Source organism: Lawsonibacter hominis, assembly GCF_014287895.1.
Classification (GTDB): Bacteria; Bacillota; Clostridia; order Oscillospirales; family Oscillospiraceae; genus Lawsonibacter_A; species Lawsonibacter_A hominis.
Genome location: NZ_JACOPP010000053.1, coordinates 1 through 8,989, shown reverse-complemented (window position 1 = coordinate 8,989; position 8,989 = coordinate 1). Strand labels below are relative to the sequence as shown.

The window sequence follows — 8,989 nt, the reverse complement described above, 5'->3', positions numbered from 1 at the left end:
ATGAAACTGAAGGAGGCTGCCAGGAAGGTAGAGGATGGCATTGAGGAGACTCTTACCTACTGCGATTTTCCCAGCGAACACTGGACTCGCATCCGCACCAACAATGTCATTGAGAGGCTGAACCGGGAGATCCGCCGCCGCACCCGTGTGGTTGGTACTTTCCCGGATGGTAACTCCGCCCTCATGCTGGTCTGTGCCCGCCTGCGCCATGTGGCCGGCACCCAGTGGGGCAACAAAAAGTACATGAACATGAAGCACCTGGAGGCTGCCGTTGAGGACGCCTCCATTGCTGGCTGACTTCATTCATTCCAGAGCCTGCAAACCAATTTGCGCAAAATCCTTGACACTACCGTATAAAGGGGTTGGTGGTATGGCAGCGGAAATCAAACGCCTGGGAGATGCGGAATTGGAGATCATGCAGGCGGTCTGGGGGGCCGGAGAAGCGGTCAATTCTGCCTACATTCAGGCCGCACTGGCCGGAAAGCGCAATTGGTCCTCGGGGGCGCTGGGCACCGCCCTCAACCGTCTGTGTGAAAAGGGCTTTCTGGCCTGTGAAAAGCGGGGCTGGAATAATTTTTATACCCCGCTGGTCCGTCAGTCCGACTACCGCCAGCGGGAGGGGCGCACCCTCCTGGAAAAGCTCTATGGAAATTCCGTGACGGGCCTTGTCGCCTCCCTAGTGGAGGGACAGGCCGTCAGTGAGCAGGACCTTCGGGAGTTGCGCGAAATGCTGGAACACTGGGGGGGAACGCCATGAGCGACCTGTTGTTTCTCAATCTCCTGCGCACCTCCCTGATCGTGGGGGCTCTGACTCTGATCTTGACCCTTCTGTCCCCTTTCTGGGATCGGCGGTTCTCAGCCAGATGGAAAAAGCGTCTCTGGTATTTGCTCTCCCTGGTGCTGCTGGCGGGTATTTTCTTTCCCATTCCGGGGGGGAGGGCCCCCATTGTGGTCGCGCTCCCGGAGCAAACGATCCAGGTGGTCCACAGGCAGAGCGGGATACCCAGGGTACAGGCGGCCACGCCTGAAACGGTTGCCCCCCATGCGCCCGGCCATCCCGGCGGCGGTGAAGCGCCGCTGATGGATGCGCCCACCTCTCCGGCTCCCGCAGCCCAAACCTCCGTCCCGTTGCTTCACGTGCTCAAGGTCGTTTGGCTGCTGGGCGCGGCGGGTATGCTCACACATCAACTCATAAAAGAGCGGCACTTTCAGCACAGGCTGCGCCGCTGGGCGAAGCCTGTGGAATGTGGGCGGCTTGCGGAGACATACCGTGCGACCTGTGGGGAGCGGGGCTGTGTCAGACCGCCCCGCCTCTTTCTGTATGCGGACGCCGGGGGCCCCATGCTGGCGGGACCATTCCATCCCAGGCTGCTCCTTCCGGATGCTGATTTAACGGAAGACGACGCCCTCTGGATTTTCCGCCACGAGCTGACCCACTGGAGCAATCACGACCTGCTGTGGAAGGTTTTGCTGCTGGCGGCCCATATCCTCCACTGGTTCAACCCGGCCGTCTGGCTGCTGCGGCGCATGGCGGGGCAGGACATGGAGCGCGCCTGTGACGAGCAGGTTCTGGCCCATGCCGCTTTGGAAGATCGGCGGTTCTATGGGATTGTTTTGCTGAACGTACTGCAAAAGTGCCGCGGCTCGGCCCTCTCCACCGGCTTTTCCGGAGGGAAACGGGTGCTGGCGGAGCGGTTGGAGGGTATCATGTCCCCCGGGAAGGGCCGGGGCGCTCTCCCCGCCATTCTCTGTATGCTCGCCGCAGTCTGCGCGGTTACCCTGGTGGCCTGCACCGTGACATCCCCGGCCCGACAGGAACCATCTGCGTCCCATGCCGGTGAATCTACCGTCGCGGCAACCCTCCCCCTCACGGATCTGTCCTCCTATGCCCCTCCCCCCGGCATGGAGCCCGACCTCGTCCCCACGAATGCCATGGGGGAGGTGCTGTTGGAACAGACCTTACCGGATGGGACGGAGATCGTCCTGTACCGGGAGCCGGGCAGTGCGTACACAAAATACTGGGCGCTCCGGCAGGGCGATTCCCTGCTGCGGTTCTGCATGGAGGAGAGCGCATACGGCGGCGGAAGCTGCGCGGTAGAGGCGTATGCAGACCTGTTTGGGCATAGCGGCTTTCGCATCGAGGTTCCCCGGGGGGCGGGCTATCAGGCCTTCGACTATTTCTACCTGGACGAAGAGGGCGTACCCCGCCTTCTGGCCGACTGCGCCAATTTGGTGGTGGAACACGACCTGAACGGAGATGGGGAGAAGGAGCTGCTCTACTTCTACCACGGCACTGGAGAGGCCGTTTACTATTTTGGACGAAACGGAACTATTTACAAGGCCGACGTGACCGGGTTGCTGCGGGAGCGCTTCCCGGATTGGACGATAGAGGGTATGGACCCGGAGCACTGGGATAACGGCTGTCTCCCGCTGATCTATCGCGTAGGGGCGGCTGAGGACACGGGCGAGTACGGCCCGGAGAAAATACTGCTTTCCGCTCTGCTGTGCTTTACCCCGGATGCAATCGAAGTGCTGATCCCGGAGGCTCAGGCACCCCTGGACAATCAGTCGGAGTGGGCCGGGCGCTATTATACCCTTTTGGACGGCGTACCCGTCGCCCGCTATGCCGGGGAGACAGGCTGGACGCCGCTGGGGCCTGCCGTGGCTCCGCCCCGCGAGTGGGAGTACGAGGACTTAGCGGGGCGGGATACGGCCACTACCCTATTCGGGGAACCCGGTATTTCCATGCAGATGGTGGACGCGCAAAACGGATGGCTGGCGGCGACTTACGGCCACGGCGTGGGCGGCGCGGACACCTACGTTTACCGCACCCACGACGGGGGCGGAACTTGGACGGAGACAGGACAACTCCTACAGGCGGCATGGTGGCCCAGCAAAACCGCGTTCTTTGATAACGAGCACGCCATCATCTCCATCGGACGTTTCAACGGTTCTCCCGTCCTGATCACCCATGACGGCGGCGAAACCTGGAACCGGGCTGACCTCCCGTTTTACGGCGACACCTGGGAAGTGTGGGATATCCGGCGTCTGGGAACCCAGATTGTTATGACGGCCACCGTGTTCGGCGATGCATACACTGGTGATGAGACCTTGATCTCCTACGACTGGGGCAAAACCTGGCTGCTGGATCGGGGGGAGTACCAGGTGGGGCTGCGGCAAAACCGCGATGGCATGGAGGCCTATGTGCGGCAGGGCGGCGCGGAAACCGCCGTGGAGCCGATACCGGATTGGGACGCCGCTTTTCCCCGCCCTGTAGAGCTGCGCTCCTTTGAGAATATCATGGGCTGGAACGGCTTCCTGCTTTCCAACCACACCATGACGGGTACAACGACACACACCTATTATATCGTGGAGGACCATGATATCGTACAAATCGCCGACAGCTTCGGCTTTCAGCGGGACGACCACTTTGTGGATTTGGATGGGGACGGCGTGCGGGAGCTGATCTGCAACGTGGCCTACAACATCGGCGGCACAGGGGATGTAATGATTTACCGCAGGAGCGGGGATGCCGTGGAGGTGGCCGGTGTGAATCATTTGATTGATCCGCCGCAGAGCCCGATGATGCGCATGCCCAGTAAGCGCTATGACGAGAGCACTGGAGCAATTGTTGCGGACTATCATTACTATGACACGCCGGAAAAAGACTATACCAGGGCGTTCTCTTTGCAGTACGATGCGCTTGCGTTTTCTCCCTATGAATAGAGCGCAAATCCGATACCCGATATTTTCTGTGCTCTCGCTCAGCACCCGACCGCTGGTCAGGTCCCTTTCAAATCCGCCATGATAGATGCAGACGGTTAGATCCACCTGTCCACGCATCTCGCTCAGTGCCGCCGCCCTTTGTTATCCTAAAAAGCAACTATCAACCAGCCACGGCCCTTTGGGGAGGAAAGGGGGAATTTTCTATGACTTGCACAGAAGTCCGCTTGGCTGACTGTATTTTTCATCAGTCTCACTTTCCCGTTGATTATGGTGGACGCTTATCTCGGTCTTGGGCCGGGCAGCCTGCTGATCCGGGGTTCTATGGGGGCCGTTGCATTCCTGCTGATTTACGCTGCTGTCCTGTATTTCCTCAACAACCATATTGAGATAAGTTCCTGATTTGCCGTTCCGTATACGATCAGCATACGCCAACGGGGCATTGTAAATCAGATAATCCCGCTTTGACCGCTGATACATATTGTCATAAACCTCGTTCTCCATGGCGATAGTATCAATCGCAATCATGCTGTCATCAAGAAATTTCAGTTCCACACAGGCGGTGTCCATATCGAGCACACAAGACATCAGGTATTTCACCATATTTACCTTCAAAATCGAAAAATATAGTCAAAACCTCCGGCTAAGTCGGAGGTTTTGACTTCCTAACCCCGTCTGACAGATGCCATAATCGTAATTTTTCGGATTACTTCCTTATGCGCACCCGTGTAATGGTGTGGTCGTTTTTATGGCTCCCCGGCGGATTTGCATGCACAGGCGAAGCAAATCCGCCGGCCGGTTCTCCCGGACAATCGGTCATGCTATAAGAATTTCTTCATTTGCTCGATATTGGCTTCCTCGGTACGAAGCAGCTTGGATGCCAGGTCCCGTACCCGCTCGTCCTTTCCGGGATAATCGTTCAGGTTGCGAAGGCTTTGGGTCATCCCCATCGTGTTGCCCTGGATCATCATTTCCGCAATTTTTGACGCGGATGGGTCTGCCATTAGCTTCATCGCCGACATCGCGGCGGAAGACGCCTTTGCCACGGGGTTGGTTTCCTTTGGCTTTTCGTCCCGTTCCAAGAGCATTTTTCCGGACGCGCCGGCCAGCTTTTCATATTCCACCAGCTGCTGCTCCAGGGCCTGACGAAGCCTGTCGTCCTTGGCATAGTTCAGCACGGACTGGATCCCCTCGCGGCCCATATTGGTAGACTGGTGGATGGACTGAAGCAGTTCAGATTCTGTCAGCATGGGATATCACCTCAAAAGCAGTATCCCACCGGCCGGTCCTGATTATACGCCGCCGCGCCGCTCCACTTCTTCCCGGTATTCCCTTCTTCCCGTTTCCGTCAGCATGGGCCAGATCAGGCTCCAAAAGCAGGGCAGCCGCTCCCCATCCGGCTCCCCCATCGCCGTGCCAAAGAGGCTGACGGTCACCAAAGCCTGAATCAGATGCCGGGTTTGTCCCGGAACGGTATCTTCCATCATCCTTCCATGGGACTTGAAGCCCCGAAACGTCTCGCCGTAAAATTCATATTGATCGCGGATGATGCCCCGCTGCATCTCGTATACCTTCGGCGAGATCTGCGCCAGCTGCGTATAGTGACGGAAATAGTAGGCATTTCCCTTCTGAAAGGCCAGCTTTCGCCGGAAGTGTCCGTCCAGCTCCGCCAGACTGGCGGCCGGGGCCTTCTTTTGATAGCCCTCCAGCTGCCGGAGCGCCACAGCCTCCAGCAGATCCTCTTTCCGTTTGAAATAGTAGGTCAGATTTCCCACGCTGATCCCCAGCGCTCCGGCGATATCCCGCATGGACACTCCGTTGTAGCCCTGCTCGTTAAAGAGTTTCCGGGCCGTCTCCAGGATATCCGTTTTTACGTCTTTTTTCATGCGCTTCCTCATTTCTGATCCGTTCCGGTATTGACAGTTTAGCACTATCGTACTAAACTGTCAATCAGACGACCATCGGTCCGAAAGCGAGGAGAAATGCATGCAGCCGGAACCCCTCCAAACGTCCGCCAATCCCCTTGGCACCGCTCCCATCGGAAAGCTCCTGCCCAAATTCGCCATCCCCTCGGTCATCGCCTTTCTGGTCTCCTCCCTGTATAACATTGTAGATCAGATCTTTATCGGGCAGGGGGTCGGCCTTCTGGGCAATGCCGCCACCAATGTGGCCTTTCCCTTCAACAACATCTCCACTGCGATCGCCCTGCTCATGAGCATTGGTACCGCGGCCAATTTCAATCTGAATCTCGGCGCCGGTCATAAGGACCGCGCCCGCGAGGTGGCGGGCACGGGCCTGGTGGTTCTGGCTTTCCTGGGCGTCTGTCTGGGCGCGGTCGCCTTCCTGTTCCGCCGTCCCCTGCTGCTGGCCTTCGGCGCTACGCCGGATGTGCTTCCCTACGCCCTCACCTATACCCGCATCACCGCCTTCGGCCTGCCGCTGCTCACCTTTACCACCGGATGCAGCAATTTGATCCGCGCCGACGGCAGCCCCACCTATTCCATGCTCTGTACCCTGTCCGGCGCGGTCCTCAACACCATGTTGGACCCTTTGTTCATCTTCGGCTTTGACCTGGGGATCGGCGGCGGCGCGCTGGCCACGGTGCTGGGTCAGGCACTTTCCATGGGGATGGCGCTGGTCTACCTGCTGCGTACCCGTCTGCGTACCGTGGTGCTCACCCGCGGCGACCTGCGGCCCAGGCTCCATTGGCTGGGGGCGATCTTTTCCCTTGGCATGGCCTCCTTTTTCAACCAGTTGGCCATGGTGGCCGTGCAGATCGTAATGAACAATACGCTGACCTACTACGGCGCTCTGTCGCAGTATGGCCAGGACATCCCCCTGGCCTGCGTGGGCGTGGTCACCAAGGTGAATATGCTCATCATGGGCTTTACCATCGGCATCTCCCAGGGCTGCCAGCCCATCTTCAGCTTTAATTACGGCGCACGCAATTATCCCCGGGTCAAAGAGGCCTATCGCAAGGCCGTGACTGCGGCCACCCTTATCTGCAGCATCGCTTTTGTGTGCTTTCAGCTCTTTCCACGGCAGATCATCGGTATTTTCGGCACCGGGTCAAACGCGTATTTTCACTTTGCGGAACGCTATTTCCGTATTTTTCTCTTTATGACCTTCGCCAATGCGTTCCAGCCCATCAGCACCAATTTTTTTACTTCCATCGGCAAGGCCAAGCGCGGTATCTTGATCTCTCTTACCCGCCAGGTCCTCTTTCTCATCCCTCTGGTCCTGATCTTCCCCCTCTTTATGGGGATCGATGGCGTCATGTACGCCGGCCCCATCTCCGACGCCGCCGCAGTGGCGGTGGCCATCACCATGGTGCTGCGTGAAATGCGGCGGATGCCGGAGCAGGGGGCGCCCATACCGGGTACAGGCGGCGTTGACGGATCCTAAGCGCGGCGCTATAATCAAGGAGCAGCCGGACGCCGGCTGCTCTATTTTACCGTTTCAGGAGGCGACTCATGCCTGTTATTACCGTACATGGGCCGGACGGGACCCATACGATCGAAGGCCGGTCCGGCGAAACGCTGCTCAGCGCCCTTCAGCGGGCCGGCCTGCGGGAACCGGAGGCCCCCTGCGGCGGCAACGGGACCTGCGGGAAGTGTCTGGCCGCCGTCTCCGGTGCGGTGACGCCGGCCGATGCGCAGGAGCGCGCGCTGCTCCCGGCCGGCGGCGAGCGCCGTCTGGCCTGCCGTACCCGGCTGACCGGCGATTGTTCCGTGACCCTGGACGCGCTCCGGCAGGCCTGCGTCGTCTGCGAGGGCGCTTCCCGCCCCGTCTCCCTGCAGCCCTGGGTCGCCGTTCCGGAGTGCGGCGGGCTGGGCGCGGCGGTCGATATCGGAACCACCACGGTGGTGGTCACGCTCTACGATCTGACCACCGGTGCGCTGCTGGGAACAGAGGGCGGCATGAACCGCCAGCGGGTCTTCGGCGCCGACGTGATTTCCCGCATCCAGTATGCCAATACCGCTCCAGACGGTCTGGCCCGGATGACCAGCGCCATTCGGGAGCAGGTCTCCCAAGCGGTGTGCGCCCTGTGCGGCCGCGCCGGACGCAGCACTGGGGAGGTACTGGCCGTAACGGCGGTGGGCAACACCATCATGGAGCATCTGTTCGCCGGGCGCTCCCCCGCCTCCATCGCCGCAGCCCCCTTTACGCCGCAGGACCGGTTTGGCGCAGTGTGCTCCCCGGGGGATGGTTTCTTCCCGGCGTTTCCCCAGGCACAGGTCTATCTCGCTCCCGCGGTCGCGGGCTATGTGGGCGGCGACATTACGGCCGGATTGTACGCATCAGGGGCCTGGCTGGCCGAGCGAGCGGTACTGTTTCTGGATATCGGCACCAACGGGGAGATGGCGCTGGGCACAAAGGACGGCTTCACGACCTGCGCCACTGCCGCGGGCCCCGCCTTTGAGGGCGCGGAGATCTCCCGGGGCATGTCCGGGGTGGCGGGAGCCGTGGACCGGGTCTGGCTGGACGGCGGCGCGCCCCGCTTTTCCGTCATTGGCGGCGGCGCGCCCGCGGGGATCTGCGGCTCCGGCCTGGTGGACGCCCTGGCGGTACTGCTGCGGATGGGCGCGGTGGACGGAACCGGCCGGCTGCTGCCCCCGGACGAAGCGCCCGCGGGCCTGGAAGAATGGCTGGAGGAGGATGCACGCGGCGTTACCTTCTGGCTGGACCGGACGCACGATATCGGCGTTACAGAAGCGGATGTGCGCAAGCTCCAGCTGGCCAAGGCCGCCATCGCCGCCGGTATTCGTACTCTGCTGGAGCATACGCAGCAAACCATGCAGGCGGTTTCCGTGCTCTATCTGGCCGGAGGCTTCGGCAGCCGGATCGACAAGGAAAACGCCGGTGCCATCGGCCTTCTGCCTCCGGAGCTGGTGGCACGGACCCGCTGCGTGGGCAACAGCGCCAGCGCAGGCGCGGCGGCCGCGCTTCTGTCCCGGCAGGCCCGGGACGAGCTGACGGCCATCCGGGACAAATGCCGCTACCTGGAACTCTCCACCGAAGCGGCCTTTACCAGGCATTATGTGGACTGCATGCTGTTTGAACCATAAGACTCAGGGCGGGGGAGCAAAGCTCCCCCGCCCTGAGCTTGTCGAAAAAGGCCTCTGGCCTTTTTCGACAGAGGGATGCATGACGGACAGGGCTCGATTCTGGCAGAAAAGTCGCCCTGTCCGTCATGAGAGGTGTCATTTCCGACGCACGTGTCGCCGGAAATGACGGAGCTTCCTTTCCTTCCGTCGTCTGCGGA

General features: G+C 60.5%; 8 protein-coding genes. 5 read left to right on the top strand and 3 right to left on the bottom strand.

Annotated features, from left to right (window positions below; translation table 11 throughout):
• The 3 genes from H8S57_RS16405 to H8S57_RS16395 form a co-directional block, all read left to right on the top strand.
• Positions 1-297: transposase (locus tag H8S57_RS16405; protein ID WP_186909041.1), on the top strand; the 297-nt coding region annotated here is incomplete at its 5' end.
• A gap of 73 nt (positions 298-370) precedes the next feature.
• The gene (locus H8S57_RS16400) at positions 371-757 is read left to right on the top strand and encodes a BlaI/MecI/CopY family transcriptional regulator (RefSeq protein WP_186909040.1); all 387 of its coding nucleotides are present in this window, start codon (positions 371-373) and stop codon (positions 755-757) included.
• Positions 754-3,726, top strand: coding sequence for a M56 family metallopeptidase (locus H8S57_RS16395; RefSeq protein ID WP_186909039.1), 2,973 nt, complete (start codon positions 754-756; stop codon positions 3,724-3,726). The genes H8S57_RS16400 and H8S57_RS16395 overlap by 4 nt, the downstream gene beginning before the upstream one ends.
• 201 nt (positions 3,727-3,927) lie before the next feature.
• Here the strand turns inward: H8S57_RS16395 and H8S57_RS18270 are convergent, their stop codons facing one another.
• The 3 genes from H8S57_RS18270 to H8S57_RS16380 form a co-directional block, all read right to left on the bottom strand.
• Positions 3,928-4,326, bottom strand: a complete 399-nt coding sequence (locus H8S57_RS18270; RefSeq protein ID WP_256413653.1) for a DUF6061 family protein — start codon at positions 4,324-4,326, stop codon at positions 3,928-3,930.
• A gap of 218 nt (positions 4,327-4,544) precedes the next feature.
• On the bottom strand, positions 4,545-4,973 hold the full coding sequence (locus H8S57_RS16385; protein WP_186909038.1) for a hypothetical protein: 429 nt from the start codon (positions 4,971-4,973) through the stop codon (positions 4,545-4,547).
• 42 nt (positions 4,974-5,015) lie between these two features.
• The gene (locus H8S57_RS16380) at positions 5,016-5,609 is read right to left on the bottom strand and encodes a TetR/AcrR family transcriptional regulator (protein ID WP_186909037.1); all 594 of its coding nucleotides are present in this window, start codon (positions 5,607-5,609) and stop codon (positions 5,016-5,018) included.
• Between the two features lie 100 nt (positions 5,610-5,709).
• Between H8S57_RS16380 and H8S57_RS16375 the strand changes: the two genes are divergently transcribed.
• On the top strand, positions 5,710-7,128 hold the full coding sequence (locus H8S57_RS16375; protein ID WP_186909036.1) for an MATE family efflux transporter: 1,419 nt from the start codon (positions 5,710-5,712) through the stop codon (positions 7,126-7,128).
• 68 nt (positions 7,129-7,196) lie between these two features.
• Positions 7,197-8,792: an ASKHA domain-containing protein gene (locus H8S57_RS16370; RefSeq protein ID WP_186909035.1), complete on the top strand. Its 1,596-nt coding sequence runs from the start codon at positions 7,197-7,199 to the stop codon at positions 8,790-8,792.
• The last annotated feature ends 197 nt before the right edge of the window (positions 8,793-8,989 follow it).